The organism is Fibrobacter sp. HC4 (assembly GCF_023373925.1).
Lineage (GTDB): Bacteria > Fibrobacterota > Fibrobacteria > Fibrobacterales > Fibrobacteraceae > Fibrobacter.
In genome coordinates, this window is record NZ_JALCZV010000016.1 from 36,202 (window position 1) to 55,318 (window position 19,117).

General features: G+C 49.9%; 11 protein-coding genes. 7 read left to right on the forward strand and 4 right to left on the reverse strand.

The window, feature by feature from the left end:
* The coding region (locus MMG03_RS11115; RefSeq protein ID WP_249506294.1) for a fibro-slime domain-containing protein at window positions 1-1,728 on the forward strand (1,728 nt) is incomplete at its 5' end.
* A 99-nt stretch (window positions 1,729-1,827) separates the two neighbouring features.
* Here the strand turns inward: MMG03_RS11115 and MMG03_RS11120 are convergent.
* Both MMG03_RS11120 and MMG03_RS11125 read right to left on the reverse strand, forming a co-directional pair.
* Window positions 1,828-3,213, reverse strand: a complete 1,386-nt coding sequence (locus MMG03_RS11120) for an MATE family efflux transporter (protein WP_249506295.1) — start codon at window positions 3,211-3,213, stop codon at window positions 1,828-1,830.
* Window positions 3,214-3,266: 53 nt separating this feature from the next.
* Window positions 3,267-4,151, reverse strand: a complete 885-nt coding sequence (locus MMG03_RS11125) for a GGDEF domain-containing protein (protein ID WP_083537912.1) — start codon at window positions 4,149-4,151, stop codon at window positions 3,267-3,269.
* Window positions 4,152-4,439: 288 nt separating this feature from the next.
* Here MMG03_RS11125 and MMG03_RS11130 point away from each other — a divergent pair, with 288 nt between their 5' ends.
* Together MMG03_RS11130 and MMG03_RS11135 are read left to right on the forward strand one after the other, a co-directional pair.
* The gene (locus tag MMG03_RS11130) at window positions 4,440-9,092 is read left to right on the forward strand and encodes a fibro-slime domain-containing protein (protein ID WP_217897597.1); all 4,653 of its coding nucleotides are present in this window, start codon (window positions 4,440-4,442) and stop codon (window positions 9,090-9,092) included.
* A gap of 65 nt (window positions 9,093-9,157) precedes the next feature.
* Window positions 9,158-9,577 carry an SPOR domain-containing protein gene (locus MMG03_RS11135; protein WP_073283614.1) on the forward strand — a complete coding sequence of 140 codons (420 nt, stop codon included), beginning with the start codon at window positions 9,158-9,160 and terminating at the stop codon, window positions 9,575-9,577.
* Between the two features lie 106 nt (window positions 9,578-9,683).
* On the opposite strand, the gene MMG03_RS11140 is transcribed toward MMG03_RS11135, so the two are convergent.
* Both MMG03_RS11140 and MMG03_RS11145 read right to left on the reverse strand, forming a co-directional pair.
* Complete coding sequence (locus MMG03_RS11140; RefSeq protein WP_073283370.1) at window positions 9,684-13,796, reverse strand: DUF3320 domain-containing protein; 4,113 nt, start codon at window positions 13,794-13,796, stop codon at window positions 9,684-9,686.
* Window positions 13,797-13,841: 45 nt separating this feature from the next.
* A complete protein-coding gene (locus MMG03_RS11145) occupies window positions 13,842-14,795 on the reverse strand; it encodes a glutamate--tRNA ligase family protein (protein ID WP_073157579.1) in 954 nt (317 codons plus the stop codon).
* Between the two features lie 69 nt (window positions 14,796-14,864).
* On the opposite strand from MMG03_RS11145, the gene MMG03_RS11150 reads away from it, so the two are divergent.
* Genes MMG03_RS11150 through MMG03_RS11165 form a run of 4 tightly spaced genes read left to right on the forward strand, consistent with a single transcriptional unit; the run spans window position 14,865 to window position 19,110 of the window.
* Window positions 14,865-16,424 (forward strand): pitrilysin family protein, encoded by a 1,560-nt coding sequence (locus MMG03_RS11150; protein ID WP_073233698.1) that lies wholly within the window; start codon window positions 14,865-14,867, stop codon window positions 16,422-16,424.
* Window positions 16,424-17,512 (forward strand): hypothetical protein, encoded by a 1,089-nt coding sequence (locus tag MMG03_RS11155; protein ID WP_249506296.1) that lies wholly within the window; start codon window positions 16,424-16,426, stop codon window positions 17,510-17,512. The genes MMG03_RS11150 and MMG03_RS11155 overlap by 1 nt, the downstream gene beginning before the upstream one ends.
* Window positions 17,505-18,170 (forward strand): RNA methyltransferase, encoded by a 666-nt coding sequence (locus MMG03_RS11160; RefSeq protein WP_249269426.1) that lies wholly within the window; start codon window positions 17,505-17,507, stop codon window positions 18,168-18,170. Before MMG03_RS11155 ends, MMG03_RS11160 begins: the two co-directional genes overlap by 8 nt.
* A gap of 19 nt (window positions 18,171-18,189) precedes the next feature.
* Window positions 18,190-19,110 (forward strand): MlaD family protein, encoded by a 921-nt coding sequence (locus MMG03_RS11165; RefSeq protein ID WP_073157563.1) that lies wholly within the window; start codon window positions 18,190-18,192, stop codon window positions 19,108-19,110.
* Window positions 19,111-19,117: the final 7 nt, after the last annotated feature.

Sequence of the window (19,117 nt, forward strand, 5' to 3'; positions counted from 1 at the left end):
CATGGTTGCTATGTGGCTTCTGCTCCCTATGGTTTCCCGGGTGGCGGTGCTGCAAATACTGTTCCCTGTATCGGTGTGACCAAGGGTATCGTCAATGAAAATCTGGATCCTGTTACCAAGAAGCCGACTTATAATCCTGCCAGTGGCTGTTTCCCCAGTAAGGAAGCCTTTGACGTGATGTTCCGCGAGACTCCGGGCGTTAATTCCGTGCATTGTCGCGATGTGCCCTTTTCTCAGACAGCAGACGGCAAGTGGGAATATGACAGTCAGAATGAACCTACTGGCGCATTTACCATTTTGAATGACCTTCAGGATTCTGTTGCTGCTGGGGTATGTACTGGTACCTGCGCCACTGCCGCTACACTCCGTAACGTACTCGGAAATGTGAGATATGGTGCTGGTTCGCTGAGCTATGTTTCTAGCGCTGCAATTTCGTTGTTGGGTAAAGTGGAAAACTGGGCCGACATCGAACCTACGACGGGGCTTCCGTATATTGACCTGTACCCCACGGCTTCTGGTGAGTTTGATTCGGGAACGAATCCTGACGTGTACGACAATCTGTCTTGGGATTTGCGCATAAAGAGCAAGGGAAATCAGCACTTCTGCTTTGAGTCTCATGCCCACTTCGTTTATCGCCCCGGTATGCAGTTCTCCTTCCGCGGCGATGATGATATCTGGGTGTTCATCGACAACAGACTCGCTGTTGACTTGGGCGGAACCCATATGGCTGCTCCTGGTTATGTAAACCTGGATGAATTTAAGGGGGCTCAGGGTAATCTCGTTGCTGGAAAAACTTACGATATCGACATCTTCTTCTGTGACCGTCGAACCGATATGAGTAACATCCGTATCAGTACCAATATGTATCTTCAGCAGAAGAAGAGCCTAACGGTGAGCAAGAAAAAAACTGCCAGCGGAACTTACACTTATGGTGTATGCTATAGCGTAAGCAATGGCGGATCCTGCGCTGCTGCCCTGAATGGTGGTGAGAACGTAGAAACTTGCGGTAATGAACTTGCTTCCCTGGGATTGACTCCGTCTTATTATCTAGTAAGCGGAGGAACCCTGGATAAGTCTACCGCAAAGATGTTGACTGCCGGTGAAGTGAACGTGGGTGGCATTGATCTGACTGATCCCTCGGTACCTATGATTTATTATGACAAGATGAAGCTGGCTCCCGGCCGTTGGAGCATCTTTATTGAAATCAATAAATCTACAAAGAAGATCATGACCTTTACCATTGATGAAAATGGAACCTTCGAAGAAGAAATCAGCAGCTCCGATAGTGGTTCCAACGGAGGCGAATTGGACGGCTCTTCTAACAGTAATGGCGGTTCCGAAGAAAATCCTGTTGCCGGTTCATCTGCTTCTGCTACCGAAGATGGTAAGAATCCTGAAGGAGCAGAAAACGGTAACGGCAATGTCGATCCTTCCAGCTCCAGTTCTAAGGAAAATGGAAAGAATGACAGCAGTGATGAAAAGGATGATGAAGACCGCAATTATGCTGAACCTACATTCCGCGTAAAGATGGTTGCTCCCTTTACTTTCGTGATTGTCTTTAACGAAGAGATCGCATCTCAGCCCAAATCCTACGAGGTGATGGATATGCTTGGATCTGTTGTAGCTTCTGGGACCGTTTCAACGAGCGAGACTAAGGTGGTCGCTCCTAGCAAGGGTACCTTCGTCGTCCGTTCCGGCCGTCACCATGAAATTGTGAAGTTCAAGTAAAGACAATCTAACGGTTTAGATAAACATTAAGCCAGCGCAAAGGCGCTGGCTTTTTGTATGTCTATTGATAAACGTTTAATTAGTTCAATGGATTGCTGGTTAAACCATTCGCTTCCATTCCTTACGGAGCATATACAAACCGATAAATGCGGTTCCCACGTCGGCTACGGGCTGGGCGCAGAAAACTCCGGTTAGGCCGAAGAACAGCGGGAGGATCATCAAGAAGGGGATGAACAGGATCAGCTGACGGCAAGCGTTTAGGAACATAGACTTGCCTGCCTTTCCGGTTCCCTGGAAAAAGCTACCTGCAATCATACCGCACGGGACCATGAAAATTGTGCAGGTGAACAGGCGCAATGCCTTGGCAGCCACTTCCTGCATTCTCAGGTCGCCTGGGGCGAAGGGGGCTACGAAGGCGGGGGCCTGCCACTGGACCAAAGCCCATGCCAGAACCATGAAAATCATGGCGTAAAGGTAGGCAAACTTGACCACGCTCTTGACTCGGGTGTAGAGCTTGGCTCCGTAATTGTACCCCACGATGGGCTGGGTTCCGTTTACAAAACCAAGCAGGGGCAGCACGATAATAGAGACGATGCTGTTCAGGATGCCGAAAGCGGAAATGGCCATGTCGCCGCCGGACATGGTGGAGGAGGCTTCAATGCTCTTGTTTCCGTAGGTAGTCAGGCTCCAGGCGAGAATTGCGTTCATGAGGCTGTTGCAAATCTGCATTACAGAAGGAGGCAGGCCCAGAATGTAGATCTTGCGCACGAAGGGGGCGCGCAACTTCATGTAGCGGCGATTGATCTTCACCGGCGTACTCTTTTTCAGGAAGAACTGGGTGATGAGAATGCTGCTGACCAGCTGGGAGCAGATGGTTGCCCAGGCGGCGCCCTCGATTCCCCAGTGGAGGCGCATGATAAAGATGTAGTCCAGTGCCACATTAGTGACGGCGCCGATAATTTCGCGGAACATGGCTGTCTTGGGGTGACCCATAGAACGGATGAAGTGGTTCATGCCCGGGGCCACGGTCTGGAAAACTGCACCCAGCAAGATGATGCGCATGTAGCTGCTGGCTACGGGGAGGGTCTGGTCGCTGGCGCCGAACAGCCTGAGGAGGGGTTCCATGAAGATTTCGCCAAAGGCGAAGGCTCCCACTGCCATTATAATAAGCAGCACAAAGGAGTTGTTCAGGATGATGGCTGCCTGCTGGTACTTCTTTTCGCCCAGACGGATCGAGAAAAGGGTGTTGCCGCCTACGCCCACGATCATGGACATGGCCATAATGAATAGGGCGATGGGGAAGCAGAGGGTGATGCCTGCGATGCCCAGGCTGCCCACGCCCTGACCTACGAAAAAACGGTCCACTATATTATATAGTGCATTGACCACCATACTGATGATGGCGGGAACGGAAAACTGCAAAACCAGCTTGGGGATGCTGGCTGTTCCGAAGGAATTCAGTCTTTCTGAGTGTATTTTTGTCATTTCGGGAGCGCAATTTAGAAAAAGGCTCCCTGTAAGGCAAGATTTGGAGGGTTTTACTCGGAAACCACCTGATTTCTGCCGTTTTCCTTGGCGATATAGAGAAGTTTATCGCTTGAGGCTATCAGATCTTCCATTTTACCGATTTGCTCTCCCTGTCTGCTTGACAAACCTAGGGAGATTGTCACGGGAACAATCGTGTCTTTCCAGGAAAAATGGTGACGCTCGATGGCAGAACGGAAACGTTCGGCACTTTTCTTTGCGTCTTCGACACCTACGCCAGAGAGTAACAGCACGAATTCTTCACCGCCGTAGCGGGCAAGAAGGTCGGATTCTCGCTTTTCATCCTTGATGATGGCGGCCACTTCCTTGAGAATGGCGTCTCCGCACTGGTGTCCCCAGGTGTCGTTGACCTTCTTGAAGTGGTCGATGTCCAGCATGATGCAGTGGACGTAATAGTTATTGCGGCGGGCCAGGGCCAGTTCTCCCAGGCTGCGGTCCATGAAGGTTCTGCGGTTGTTGATCTGTGTCAGGGGGTCCTTCGTGGCGGCTTCATACAGTTTTTGGTCAAAAGCTTCTTCGGTGGGGTCCTTATAATCGACCTTCAGCACCATTTTTCCGATTTGCAGTCTATTGTCGGATTCCAGCTTGCAGGTGGTGACCGGATTGCCGTCTACATAGGTTCCGTTGGTGCTGCCCATGTCGGAAACAGTAACGAAACGGCCGTCAAAGTAAAGTTGACAGTGCTTACGGCTGACCAGTTCATCGTCCAGTCGAACGTTTGCGTCGGTTCCGCGGCCAAGGACTGTTATTCCCTTGGACAGGGGGATCTGCTTAAAGTGGGTGGGCGGGTACAGGACTATCAGGTGGGGGCGCATTTCCGCTGTGGGAAACTTGATCGTGTTGCCAGCGGTGGCGATTGTCTGGTCCATATCCTGCATAAATCTCTCCTGGAATTCCGTATGAAAATCTAACAATTTATGAGAGGGTTTGCTCAAAAAAGCAACTAAAAATGAAATGTAAAATTTTGTTATCGCGATTTTGCGTGATGTATGCACGAATATGCGACATATCCACCATTTGTATACAGAACGTACCGCTTTTTTTACTTAAATTTCAAAAAATGAGTGGCATTCTGCGCTAGAAAAGGATAAATTTCAAGCCGGTGTGGCATTTCGGAATGGCCGGTCTTTCCGTTATGCCAAAGAATGTTGGAAGGAAAACCATTGATGGATAATAATACTATGAAGAACAAGAAGAATACTCTCCTCGCGGGAGCCTTTAAGTGGATTCTGGGTACATGTATGGTGCTCATGGGAGTGCAGAGCGCCTGGTCTAGCTGTTCCGGTACGCTGCATTTTCAGCCGCCTCTGGAATGGGGCGCTAATAATGCCCCGACAGTGACTTTCTACACTGCTATGAATAACAAGCAGAAGGTTACGTCTGTAATGACCTACAATGCAACGACTGGTTATTACGAATATGACCTTTCCAAGATCGGTGGTGAAGCCTACGACTCCACGTTCACCGTGTATACGATGATGTCGGATTCTACGATCCGCTATATTACGACGGCCAAGTGGAATGGTATCCCGAAGGATAATGCCAAGGATCCCAACTATCCCATGAACAACCGTGACTTCGCCTGCCCCAACAGCAAGGGTGATGTCTACATTCTTGAAAACCCCAAGCAGGCCGGCAAGACTCTTATCTCTTACGGTAAAAAGCCCAACATCAAGTACTTCTACATCTTGGTTCCGGACGATGAAGAATGGAAGGCCTCCGTTCCCATGTATTCTGACAATGGAACCTACGCTGGTGGTAAGCCCTTCAAGGTTGACCCCACCATGTGCGGATGGTACTACGCTGTGTGGATGGACGAAGATCTTCCCACTTCTTTTGTTCTCTTTAAGGATTCCGACGAAATGTTGGCCGACGCAATCGGTGTCAACGGTTGGAACAACACTCTTGAAGCCATTGACGTTGAAGCATTCTTCGATGCATACGGTGTAGATAGACTTTACTTTATTGCTGACCCGGATGAAGCTCCGGATGGCAAGCTCTTCTCTGTAGTTGACCCTGAAATCGAAGGTAACTGCTCCTATACTTTGGCTGCAATCCTTTATGATACCGATGCCGCCCTCCATGGCGCATTCACTTGCGATGCTTATCCTGCTGTGGCTTCTAACGGTTGCTATGTGGCTTCTGCTCCCTATGGTTTCCCGGGTGGCGGTGCTGCAAATACTGTTCCCTGTATCGGTGTGACCAAGGGTATCGTTGGTGACTTCCTGGATCCTCTGACCAAGAAGCCGACTTACAATGCTGCTTCTGGTTGCTTTGTAAGTCAGGAAGCTTTTGACGTGATGTTCCGCGAAACTCCCAATGTCAATGCAATGCATTGCCGCGACGTGCTCTTTACCCAGTCTTCTGACGGTATGTGGGAATACGATAGCTATAACGAACCCACCGGTGCATTTACCATTTTGAATGACCTTAAGGACTCCGTTACTCTCGGTACTTGTGTTGGTACTTGCGCTACTGCTGCTGCTACTCGTAAGGGTTTGGGCAACGTCAGATACGGTGTCGGTACTCCGGCTAAGGTTTCCGCTGCAGCTAAGGCTCAGCTGGGTGTCGTGGCCGACTGGTCTGACCTGGAACCCAAGAGCGGTCTCCCCTATATCGACCTTTATCCTGTGGCTGCCGGCGAATTCGACTCCGGTACCAATCCCGACGTTTATGACAACACTTCCTGGGATGCCCGTATTTCTGGCATGAACAACCAGATGTTCTGCTTCGAGTCTCACGCACACTTCGTTTACCGTCCGGGTATGCAGTTCTCCTTCCGCGGTGACGATGACATTTGGGTCTATATCGATAACAAGTTGGCAGTGGACCTGGGTGGTACCCACCTTGCCGCTCCTGGTTACGTGAACCTGGATGAATTTACCGGTGCTCAGGGTGCTCTCGTTGCTAACAAGACCTATGACATTGACATCTTCTTCTGCGACCGTCGTACTGATATGAGTAACGTTCGTATCAAGACCAATATGTACATCCAGCAGAAGACTGCCCTTACCAAGGAAAAGACTGAAAACTACACTCCCAAGAATCCTGAATACCAGATGTGCTATACTCAGACTGGTGAAGGTTCTTGTGCTGCTGCAGTTTCTGGTGACGATAAGGCCATCGAATGCTGCGGTGCTGACTTCGTTAATAAGTCTGAATGTACGAGCTTTAAGTTCCAGTACTATCTGGTCGCTGGTACCAAGTTCCCTGCCGATCTCTCTTCTGCACAGCTTCTGGCCAATGACGCTTCTATTCCGGGTATTGACCTGTCTAACCCGGCTGTGCCCAAGTTCACCTACGAACAGATTGCTCTGCCGCCGGGAACCTGGACTGTCTGGGCCTATATCGATGGCGACAAGAACAAGGTTTATACTTACAAGTCTCAGGGTGAAGTGGAAGTTGTCTTCAATAACGCTACCGCCCTGGATACTACCGAAGCAGAAAACCCCTGTACAAAGGCAACCTGTGGCTTCATGGGTGTTGAAAAGTCCAAGTACGAAGTGGTTGACTTCGCTATGGGTAGCGATTTGGTCCCGGTTTATATTTCTGCAATCCAGGTATCCTCTGATTCCGTGCTGATCAAGCCCAATGACGCAAGAAGCGTTAGCTACACCTTGAAGTCTACTACTGATCGCGCTGATGGAAAGAACTACCTGCAGTACTTCGTTAAGGAAGCAGATGGCTCCTTTACCCCCATTGATCCAGGTGCTGCTCGCAGCTTTGGCCCCGATGGTGGTATTGATACCGTCTATGTCACTGTTGACCTTGGTGATATGAATTACTCCATGGAAACCTACAAGATTTCTACCGCATCTGGTAAGCAGGCTCTGTCTCTGACCTTCTACCTGCCGCAGCTTGCCTTCGTAGATTCCAGGGATTCCAACTGGAAGGAAATTACTGGTGATGATCCCGCCGCTCCTGGTTTCGAAGAACGTTGGACTGATACCGATCAGGACTTCAACATGGTTATTCTGAAGCCCTCCAAGCAGGCCGATGGTTCCTTTGCCTACTACAAGTGCGACGATTGTAACGTTGGCTTGACTATGGCTGCCGGCGTGGCATCTGAAGGTCTTGTACTTTCTGCATCTGAACCCTTCGAAAATGGCTTTGCAAGAGTGCAGATCCGTTGCAGCGGTAATGAATGTAAGACCTATCGTTATGATGCTGAAAATCCTGCTAACAGCAACCCGGCCAGAATCTCCATTTCTGGTAACGGTAGCGATGCTATCATGGCTCACTACCACCCGATTTACTTCCGTGAACCGCCGGTACCTGTGCCGCAGTTTGCTGATATCTTCGACGTAAAGGGAGCTCCTGTTGAAGCTATGAAGATTTATAGCGACTATGTTGCTAGCGAATATCTGGACGGTGTGGGTGACTCTATCGCCATCTACTTCAACCGCAATATTCATAAGGACTCTCTGCCGGAACAGATCTGCATCTTGTGGGATTCTGTTGCTGCGGATACGATTTATCCCTTCAAGGACGGTATGTCTACCCTTAAGGCTGACTCCGTTAAGTACTGCAATGTTATCGTCAATAAGACTCAGTATTCCTGCTTGAATCTCGATGCAGCTACTGGCTATTGCGACAATCGCCTCGAAGTTGGCGGCCTGACCCTTTCTAGCCGCATTAAGACTGCTGGTACCGGTAAGGTTTACTCTTATGCATCCTTCGATGATAATGGTAAGCACATCAAGCAGGGCTTTGAAGGCAACATCGTGGATCGTATCGCTCCTGTACCTATCGAAGCAATCGTGATTTCCCAGAAGAATAAGGATGGTGAACTGAGTGGTTACGACAACTTGACCGTGATTCTCTCTGAACCGGTGACCTTGCTGGATCCGACCAACACTACTTCCTTCGACTTCTACCTGAATTCTGCAACTAGCCTTGACTCTGTTGCCAAGTTCGCTTCTGCAACTGGTCCGACTGGTACTGTGGTGACCTCTTCTATCGTTCCTGTTCCTAGTTCTCGTGAAGATGGCTACGGCAAGATTGACGTGATTTACAAGACGTCTAGTAACGCTCTGTCTCCCCATGCTGGTGACTACCTGCGTCTGGGCGGCGACCTGACTAAGCTTATCTGGCGCGATAACATGGATTCCACCGCTTACGGTGCAAATGAAATGCGTACTTCCTTTGACGTAGATTACCACTGGAACTCTCCCACTGGTTACAACGAAACCAAGCGTCTGCCCTCTCGTTGGGTGCTGGTTACCGGTGACGCCGAAGTGGGTGTTTACGATGTGAACTTCGCCTACACTGGCAATGCTGCTGAATGTCTCCTTGATTCTTGCGCAAGCCCGATTACCGCGATCCCTGTCTCTTCTCTGGACGGAAACGAACAGGTCATCAAGAGCAAGTGGGGTATCCCGGGTCACTTGGTCAAGTCTGACATGAAGGCTCTGTACGACAAGAAGAAGGTTGCTAACGAAGACGTTGATATGAGTGACTTCTACTTCTACTACAAGGTTGAATACTTCACCAACCTGGGTGCTTATGTGGCAAGTTCCTCTGCAAAGATCTACTGCGATGACGATCTGAACTTCCAGCACAACAAGAAGTACTTCTTCGGTGGTGCTGGCAAGAACTGTACTACTCATGGCACCAACTACTACATCGGTTGGAACATGACTTCTGATAAAGGTCGCTTGGTTGGTACTGGTGCATACATCACCAAGATCGATACCTACGTCAGAATCAACGGTTCTAAGGAAAACCGCAAGGACAAGACTTCCATGTTCGGTATCAAGAAGTCTAAGAATGCATATCCCATTGATCGCACATGGGAAGACTTCAAGAAGAACAACTAAGTCTTGATAACAAGTGCTTTAAAAAGGGGCGGATTTATCCGCTCCTTTTTTATTATATTTTCTCCATGCGAAAAATTTTAGCTGTTGTATCGCTTTTTGCTCTGGGTGTTTCTGCTGCGTTTGCTGCCGAACCCACAGATCTGGATTCCCTTTTCAGGGGCCATGAATATAAGCCTGTATTGAATGCGTCCCTCAGAGATTCTGCTGATTCCCAGCAGAATGCCGCCGTGGTTAAGGCAAATACCAAGTCCGGCAAGTCTGACGGTTACTATATGCTGCAGTTCGAAGCTGTTGCTGACTTTGATGCGGCTCAGCGTCGTCGTGCCCAGCTTTCCGCTAGCACGGGTTATGCAATCCAGGTTGTATTCGATACTCCGTTCTACAAGCTTCGTGGCGGTGGATGGACTACTAAGAAAGCCGCTGAAGATAAGGCTCGCGAACTTTCTGCCTATAATATCAATGCGTTTGTAGTAAAGGTTAAGTAGAAGGGAATTGTCGGACCTTTGGGGCTGTGAGATTCCTTGCTGCAAAGATTAAAAAAGGTACTGCGGTTGTCCGCAGTACCTTTTTCTTGTATAACCGTTAGACTTTTTACACTAGCAGGCCGAGTGCCTGTTTGATAGCGTGTTCGTCCATGCTGGAGGGGAGCAGGGCTCGTTCTTCAGGACCAACAAAAACCAGGTTCCTCTCGAAGTCCGGGCGGCCGCTCCTGTTGCGGGGAACCAATTCCTGGGGCTTGAGGGAATAGTAGAAGGGGCCGGTCTTGACGAAGCGCTTTTTCTGAAGACCTTGGTTCAGGGCTTCGGTCAGTGCCTTTTGGAGTACAGGACCTGCGCGATCCACGTGATGCAGCTCCAGAATTCGCTGGATCAGGATCTCTTCGTGAATCGGTGCCTCGTGATCTACGTAGAATTTCAGCTGGGTGATAATGGCTGCAGCCGGCAGTTCAGCAATAGGCTTGTCGTGGGGCGTGCCCTCGATCTTGGGGTGTTGCACCTGGTAGGCCACCACCTGCGGTCCTTCGCTGACGGGCATTTCCAGTTCGTCTTCATCTTCCGGTTCTTCGTCGCTGGCGGGAGGCGGAGCGATACTTTGTTCGATGGCGAGCGTTGTTACCAGGTGGCTGACTTCATCCTGATTTGCCATGTACCAGAAGGGGAGCCAGAGCGCCAGGACCTTCCAGCCAGTCTGTTTCAGGATGGTAGGACGGATATAGTCGCGGTCTTCCACGGATTCACGGAAACGTTCCGTAGTGCAGTCGTCTTCGATGAGTGCTAGGAAGCGGCTAGGATTATTGGCGTCTGCCACGACCGGTCCCACAGGAATGCCTCCCTTGGTAAAGGAGTCTTCGACCTGGAAGTTTTCTTTCTTAAGGGCGTCGACGATGGAATCGTGAATGTCGGACCCTGCTGTATGAAGGTCGTTCTTTTCGGTGAAGTCCTTGGCCTGCAGGTAGGTGATCCAGTCCCAGAAGAGATTGTGCTTGGCATTGCCCTGCTTGGCGAGGTCCGTTTCGGAAATGTAGACGTGGGTTTCGTGCTTTGCCAGAGTGGAACAGACGGCTATCTTGTTGTCGCCGTTGACTCCAGTAACGCCTTCGGATTCGGCGCAAACAAGGATCACGTCGCGGAAACGTCCCGCGGCTCGTTCCGGGGTCTTGACGTAATAGCGGATATCCGGATTCTGCTGTGTGAAGAATCGTGCCGTTGCGGAACCTGCCGCCACCATATTCTTGATGCATTCCTCGATTTCGTGGCAGGTCGTCTGATGGAATGCCACGATACCTAGGGTCTTGCTGGGGTTCTTTTCTGCATGGCGGATGGCTGCCTGTGCGATTGCATTCACCTTGTTCTGGACGACCTTGAGCTTGATACCGGTGAATTTTTCGCGACTGGGAACAGGCAATTGTCTGATGCCGCGGCTATAGATTTTCTGGTTAGCGAAACTTACCAGGGTCGCGTCGGAATACTGGGTCGAGAACCACAGTTCGCGAGTAGAAATGCCCTGGCGAAGAGAGGCTGACAGAATGCTATCGTGGAACAGTGTCGTATGAGAAATCGGCGGTTCCTGGAAGGCGTCGTAAGTGAGCGGTTCCAGAGCGGGATAGTGGGGGTCACCCACAAGAATAATCTTGTTTGCGCTGAGCAGGGTAGGAATGGATTCTACGACAGAGACGCATTCTGCATCAAGAATGATGGCGATGTCAAAGTGTCTGTCTTCAGGCAGGCAGAAAGAATCGCTGAGACTGATGGATGTCAACCTTTCGGGCGAGGCTTGAAGAGTGTCGTGTAATTCCCTGAAGTTCGCGTTGCAGAAACGGTCCTGGATGTCTCTGTATTCCTTGCCTTTCTGGGCGTGTGCCTTGGGATTCAAGGAGAACAGTTCCGGGAAAACCTTGGTTGCGGTCTGCACCTGGGAGCCTGCCCAATGATGAGCTACGGCCTGCGGGATTTCCCGATTGGCCTTGCTGGGATCCTTTAGGAATGCTGAAAGGTTGGGACAGTTGTAGTCTGCGATTTTCTTTGTAAGGGCAGACAGTTGTAGATGGGTGTCCAAGCTATCCCAGTTCTTGTTCCAGGATTTGATTGTGCCCAACCACTTTTCAATGCTTTGGCTTTCTAGAGGTTCCTCTAGGTTCATTTCCTTGGTAATCTTGCGGATGGCTTGCTGGAGACTGCGTACGGCTTCGCAAAGATCGCCCAACTTGGGCTGTAGGTCTTTGAAGAGACTCCACTGTTCAAGAATTTGCAGGAGCAGTTCAAAACGAGGATTGTCCTTGTGCTTGTCGCGGAAGTCGTACAAGTACTGAATCTTGGTATTCAGTTCAATCCAGTTGGAACGTTCGTAGAGCCAATCTTTTCCGAGGAGGTGATTGCCCAGAACGGCTGATTCCTTGTATGCCTTCTTGTTGTCCTGCAGTTCCAGAAGGGTGTCTATCAGGTCGATAAGCTGGGCGTCGGACTGGACTTCCTTGGGGTTGCGGAGAACCTGGAGGAGCTGGCGCCTAGAAGAACGGTAACGGTCTGACAGACCCTTTAGGGTGGCCTTCTGACTTTCAACGAAGTCTTCGCGTGCGGTAAGGATGTTTTCGTCTACGGCATTGTCGGTGTAAATGTCGGACGTCTGGCGGCGGTAGCGGACCCACTTGTCGCCCGCTTCGGGCAGCATGGACAATGTTTCTCTGTAGGCGTCCCAGTTGCTGGAACGGAGCTGCCATTGGTCGTAGGTGGGTGTGCTTTCGCTAAAGTTGTCTTTGAATAGTTCAAGGATATCGGAGAGACCGGCCAGGAAGATTCCTGTGGGGAACAGGCCTGCTTCCTGAAGTCGTTTGAGGATGGTATCCAGTTCACTGGCCCGTTCGGCGGCGCGGTTCAGTTCATCGGCCAGAGAGTTTTTCTGCTCTGGTGTGAGGCTAGGAACCTTGACGCCTTGGAAGGCTGTACGGGCTTCGATGCCGTTTTTCTCGAAGTATAGCTCAGTCAGCTCTGCAAGATCTTTTTTAAGGGCTTCGTACCTTTCGAAGCTAAGTTCGGGTACTCCCTGGAAAATGGTCTCCGGGAATTTCTGCTTGGGGGCTCTGGCCTTGATGAATTCCTTGAGAAGGCCCGAAAGCATGATGCCGGATGGCTGCAGGGGCTTGTTGACTGCGTCATAGTAGTCTGAAAAATCCTTGCGGGCCTTATGGAGTTCCTGGGCGACAGCATTGCGGTCAACGTTGGCGAACGTGCGGAAAGGCGGTTTCCATGTGTTCAGAAATTCCCTGGCTGTGGTTGCTCTGCGGCTGACCACAAGGACGTTCTTCCCCTGGGCGACAGAATCGGCTACGATGTTGGCGGCAACCTTCATCTTTGCGGTGCCCGGCAGCGCCTGGATTGCGTAGGCTTCTACTTCTGGATCCAGGGCGTCTATGGCAGCCTTGCTAGTATGGGAATCGATGGTATAGAGGAAGTGATGTTCACAGGGATTGAATACCTGATTGAAATCTTTTTCCTCGAAGATGGATTCCTTTACCTTAAAGCCGTCTTCTCGAAGAAGGGATGAAAGTACCGGGGCTGTGTCAATTTTCTTGTCGTTCCATCCCTGTTCAAAACGGTTTTTCAGGAGGAGTCGACCGGTGTTGAAAAATCCCAGGCAAAGACCATGACGAGTGAACTTCCAGCTCTTCATGGATGCGATGGACTTTTCGAACATGGAGAAGTACAGCAAGAGGCTGAACTGCCCATTGATGATTGCATCGCCTGCCTTGGGCAGGGGGACGGAATCCTTGAGGCGTTCCCTAAGGACTACGTTCTCAATAGGAGTCCTGTTGGAAATGTAGAGAGTCTTCTTTGTCGTGTCGACATCGAGGGGGATTAAAAGGCTTGGTGCAAGTGCGTTTCCGTCCCACTTCAGGAAGCCCAGAAGAAGGTACAGGTCCGATCTGCCGAAATCTTCGTCTTTTTCTTTAAGGACGGTGCAGACGGATTCAATGGTTTCAGCTTTCTGCTGTGCGCTAAATTTGTCGCTCACAGGGAAGAAGGAATCCAGCGGCAGCGGGCCATTGGAATTTTTCCACTTTTCGAAGAAAAGGTCGCCAGCCTCCATAATAAGAGGAGATTGGAAGTCACCCTTGGTAGAAAAGTTCAGTAAACGATCTTTTGAATCAAAAAGAGCTGCTTCTTGACGAATTTTCGATATGATTGCAGAAGGAGACACTTGAGCCATACTATGAATATAAATTTTTTCCCCCGCGTAAAAATTACGTAAACTTTATAAAGTATGGATTATTTGTTCAACTGCCGCATTTAGGGGCTGTGGGGTGGGGGTATTTTGGAAGCCTGCCTTGTAAAGTACTCGGCCAATGAGGGCTTCGGGGGTTATGCCATCTTCCTTATCTTGCCGAATACTGTGAGCTAGCTCACGTTTGGAAAGCTTCTTGCCGTTGGGATCCACGATTAGGGCATGGTGCAGGTAGAAGGGGCGCTTGTAGGCGGGCATCTGTATGCGGGTGGAATCGGCACAGACGTTGGCGATTAATTCTGAGAGGTAAATCTGACGTGCCGTGGAATTGCGGATGTCTTCGCCTCGAACGATATGGGTTATTCCTTGATGCAAATCATCGACGCAGACGGCGAATTGGTAAGTCCAGAAACCGTCGCGATCCCGGATGGGAAAGTCTCCGCATTGTTCTGACGGATTCTCGCTGAAGTCTCCGAGACGATAGTCTTTCCAGTTTATTATTTTGTTAGAAATTCTAACCCTGAGGCTATGGGGCGCAAGCCCCATCCCATTATTTTCCGGTTCCTTGTCTCCCACCTGAAGGTGGCCAAACGCCTCTCGTCTCTCATCTAAAATTCGGCATTTCCCCTGGTAGATAATTTCTCCAGTTTCGCTTCTGGGATTTTCGGCCTCCAGCTGCTTACGGCTGCAGGTGCAGGGGTACACTAGGTCCTTCTGGGAAAGTTCTTCCAGGACTGCCTGGTAGATGTGATGACGTTCGCTCTGGATGCTTTCGCTGTGGTGCTCAAAACCGAGCCATTCCAGGTCTTCGCGGATACCGTCGATGTAGGCTTGGCGGGCTCTTCCCTGGTCGTGATCTTCAATTCGCAGGTGGATGTGCAGGTCCCATTTCTTGGCGGCGGCCCAGACGTAAAGTGCCGAAAGCAAATGGCCTTCGTGGAGGTAGCCGGTGGGGCTTGGTGCGAAACGGATTTTTCCTGACATGGCCCAAAGTTATAAAATACTGAATCCTGAAAAATGGGCGGTCGTTTCTTTTGCTATCTTGAGGGGCAAATGGCTAATAGACATTCCAGATTTTTTTATGGTGCCGCCGGTGTTTGCGTGTCTTCCCTGGCGATTGCCCTTGGTGCCTGCGCTTCTGCTCCGGCAACTCAAAAGGCTGACGAAACGGTTCCTGTGGAATCCGCTGTTGCGACCGACGTTGCAAAGGCTGAAACGGTAGAAACGGTTGAAGTTTCTGCAAAAGAAAAACTTCCCGGGAGCTATAAGGATGTTCAGTTCCCCGAGTTCCAGTATGTGGCTCCCCATCCCAAGGATTACCGCGTAGAAATCGCCTCGGGAATCGTGGGCTATATCGTTAGCGATAGAAGTCTGCCTTTGGTTGACTTTACGGTCTACTTCGATGAATCGGATGTGCCTAGCTCCTTGAAGGATGAGGCGGCCAGTTCCATGGTGGGTTCCATGCTTCGCCGTGGTGGCGGTGGTGGAATAACTCCCCATGCCCTGGATGATTCCCTGGAATTCATTAGTGCTGGTCTCAGTTCCTCTGTTGGAACTTTCAGCTCCATGTTCGATATCAACTGCCTGTCCAAGGATTTTCCGGGCATGATGAATATGGCCCGTCAGGTTCTTACGGCTCCCGCCTTTGATGGGGAACAGCTTGAAATTATAAAGGCTAACTATGTGACGGCCTACGACCGTCGATACGATACCCCGGCTAAGGTTCTGTCTGCCTTGAAGAGCAAGGTTAATTATGCCCCCAACGCAAGACTTTGGGATGCCAACGCCGAGGAATACAAGGCTGTCACTCCTGCCGATGTGAAGCGTCTGGCAGAAGGTGTCTACTCTTCGAAGAAAATCATTTTCGCCTTGTCTGGCGATGTGGATAAGGATTCTGCAATTGTTGCCCTAAAGGAATTCTTTGCGAACTGGAAGGTGGATTCTGCCAAGGTAGCTCGCCCGAAGCCTGAACCGCTGACCTTCCTGAACAAGCCTGGAATTTACGTGGTGGACAAGGATATTACCCAGGCCAATATTTCCATGAACCAGCCTTTTGTAAAGCGTCCCCATGCGGATTACTATCCGGCTGCAGTGGCCAGTTTCATCTTGGGCGGCGGAAGCTTTACTAGCCGTCTTATGAATCGAGTCCGCAGTGATGAAGGTCTTGCCTACAGTGTCTATAGTTCCGTCGGTAATGATTATCGCGATACGGCCATGACCACCATCGCCTTGCAGACCAAGGTGGAATCGGTGGACTTTGCCATGAAATTGATTTTTGAAGAAGTGGAAAAGCTGGCCAAGGAAGGTCCTACCGAAGAAGAATTAGCCCAGGCCAAGAAGTCCCTGATCGAAAGCCTGCCCAGCCTGTTTGACAGCCCTTCTTCTACGGCAATCATTTTTGCCAAGGGCGAACTGCTTGGAAAGTCCTTTGACCATTATCTGGATTATGTCAAGGAAATCAACGCTGTGACTCCGGAACAGGTAAAGGCCATGGTGGCAAAGTACTTTGACAGGTCCAAGATGACTGTTTCCATTGTGGCTCCTGTGGCAAAACTTGAATCGATTAAACCTTTTACCGTTGTCCCCCTGGATAGCCTGGAATTTCGTAACTAGTGATAGCCGGTTTCTTTAAAATTGCTGGTTTTGTGCTGCTTGTCCTTGGACTTGCGTTGCCGGCGTTTGCCCAGGATTCTGGAACGACGAATTCTGCGGCTTCTTTTGTTACCGCGATCTCGGCAGATTCCCTGAAGAAAATCGGTAAACATGAATTCCTGAAGAAAAAACTCGGGAATGAAGATGACCTTCGTTCTCTTTGCTCGGGGCTCAAGGCCTGCCTGAATGTGGATTTTGAAGGTTGTTTCGAAGAAGACTTGAAACCATGGCCTAAGGTGAAGTACAACGATGAATTCTGCGCTCCCTACAAGGAAATTGTAAGTCGTGGTTTCAACCCTGATCCCAAGCAGCCTATGGTGTATGAGGTTTTCGCTCGCCTAGGACGCAAGTATCGTGCGATTTACGTGAACGAGGGGACCCTTCCGCTAAATGAAGATGTGATCAGCTACCTCTTTGACAATATGCCTTTTACAGCACAGCTGATTAACGCTTACCTGGATGAAAACTACACCCTCGAGTATACTCATCGGAATCGTCGGTTCTTTAATGGCAGCAATGGCCGCAGCCTTTCTGGAGAATTCTACTGGGCCTTGCAGGATAGTGCCGGTACTAAGCTGGGCTTGCGCAACTTGTTCTTCGGATACGGACATGCCAAGGTCTTGAAATGGTCCCTGCATGGTACTGCAATTGCCTATTTGGACATGGATCCCGTTTCGAGGACGAAACTTAAGTACAAATTAACGGCTATTGTGTTCCCGGCCAACTCCGTCTTGAATTCCATTATGCAGATGGGTGTGTTCAAGAAAGTGGTAAATGAAAAGATCGACCATATTGTGGGAGATGTGAAGAAGGCTGCCGGCAAGTATTTCTCTGGGGACAAGGAGCCCATGCTGAAAAATGCATCCCTGAAGTCAGTGGATAATATTCAGTATGTTCTGGATTTTGAAAGCGTGGTGAATGGGGCGCCCTGGAAACTAGGCGACTTCGAAAAGGTTCAGAAGGAACGCGTCGCGCAGCGTAAACAGGATTTGGACGCAGTTCCAATTATAGTGAAGGACAATCAAGTTTTAGAGGAAAAAAATGAGTGATTTGATCGAAAAGGAAAGCTTGGAATCCCTGCTGGCCCGTGTGACGGACCGTCGAAAGGAACTGTTGACTTCTGTCGTTGACCGTCGTACAAGGCATTTCTGCATGGTGCTGGAAGATCTGTTCGATCCCCATAACATTTCTGCAGTGATCCGTACGGCTGAAGTCTTTGGCCTGCAGGATGTGCACGTGATCGAAGAAGATAACGCCTATAGCGTGAACAAGTCCATCTTGAAGGGTTCCTACAAGTGGATGAGCCTTTACCTTTACAAGAAGCGCATGCTCTGCATGGAAAAGCTTCGTGCCAAGGGCTATAAGATTGCCGTGGCCAGCACCAATACTACCAACTCCGTTCTGGATCTGGACTTGAGCCAGCCTACCGCTTTTTACCTGGGCAGCGAGTTCCATGGTAACCACCCGGACACCCTGGCCCATGCCGACTATGAATTCAAGCTGCCTCAGTATGGCATTACCGAATCCATGAATGTTTCTGTGGCTGGTGGCGTGCTGATGACCTATCTGGATGTATACATGCAGAAGGAAGGCCGCGAAAAGTTCCTGCTCCCCAAGGCAGAACGCGACGCTTTGCTGTATGATTGGCTGGATCGCCATGTAAATGGCATTGAAAATAATAGTCCTATCAAACGTATCGAAGAATAATAACTAGATTAAAAGCCAAATGAAAAAGTATTCTGCACTGTATTTTTCTGTGGGCCTGGTTGTAATACTGGCGCTCATTATTCTTGTATTTGGCGTATTTTTCCTGAACGAAAAGGATCCTCGCGAAACATTCAACACTTACTACCTGCGTTTTACCCAGGTCAGTACCCTTGTGCTGGATGACCCTGTGAAGGTGAACGGTGTTCGTCTAGGTAAGGTCGAGAATATCGAACTTTCTGGACACCGCGTGGTGGTGACGATCCGACTTCGTACCGACGTGAAGATTCCCAAGGATTCCGAAATCAGAGTGCAGAATATCGGTATCATGGGTGAACGTCAGATCGGTATGATTCTCGGCGATTCCACAAGCTACTTCGTCCCGGGTGATACCATTTCGGGTCAGTTCGACGCCGGTATTGCAGAAGCCATCGGCCTTGCCGGTGAAGTTTGCGATAGTACCAAGGTCCTTCTGGAATCTGTAAAGAAGGCTCTGAACCAGACTATCGTCAATCCGGAATTCCAGGATCGTTTCAAGACCCTGCTTGTTAAGGCTGAAAAGCTGGAAGACCGTCTGATGCTTATGCTGAATACCACCGATCCCCAGCTGAAGAAGAGTCTGGAAGGCTTGAACCAGGTGACGGAAAAGGTGAATGGCCTTATTGATGGTGTAAAGTCTCCCATTGACAATATGTTTGCAAGTACCGATAAGGTGATGGGTAACGCAAATAATTTGATTGGCGAACTGGAAGGTGTGACCAAGCACCTAGATGATTTGGTTGGAAGAGTCCAGACTAAATTGGAATCCAAGGACAACACCGCCGGTATTTTGTTGAACGACAGAGCCCTGCATGACGACATCGTGAAGACGGTTCATTCGGCTGATAGCCTGTTCCGTATTATTCTGCAGGACGGTCTGGACGTCAACGTGGATATTTTCTGAGGAAAAA